We start from the raw sequence: 320 nt of genomic DNA on the forward strand, positions 1-320 counted from the left end.
CCTTACCTATACGACTAACTTAATGTTTGTTGAGTGTTCACACAGATTTGCTTGATAGAAGAAAGAGTAAAAGATGGACCTAGTTAAATAGGTTTATCAAAGATGGGTCTGTAGCTCAGCTGGTTAGCACCCCAATCCCTTCATAAAGAGTAGGGTGAGGTCGGTGGTTCTAGATGGACTTAGATTTATCAATAAGATGGGTCTGTAGCTCAGCTGGTTAGAGCGCACCCCTGATAAGGGTGAGGTCGGTGGTTCAAGTCCACTCTGACCCACCAAATCTTCGTTATCCTTTGTTAAATTAACACTCGTTTAGTGAACTA

1 tRNA gene is annotated in these 320 nt (G+C 42.2%); it reads left to right on the forward strand.

The features are described from left to right. Positions 1–198: 198 nt before the first annotated feature. A tRNA-Ile gene (locus tag KFE26_RS23790) sits at positions 199–275 on the forward strand. Positions 276–320: the final 45 nt, after the last annotated feature.

Origin of the sequence: Shewanella sp. M16 (assembly GCF_018224605.1) — a bacterium.
GTDB lineage: Bacteria > Pseudomonadota > Gammaproteobacteria > Enterobacterales > Shewanellaceae > Shewanella > Shewanella oncorhynchi.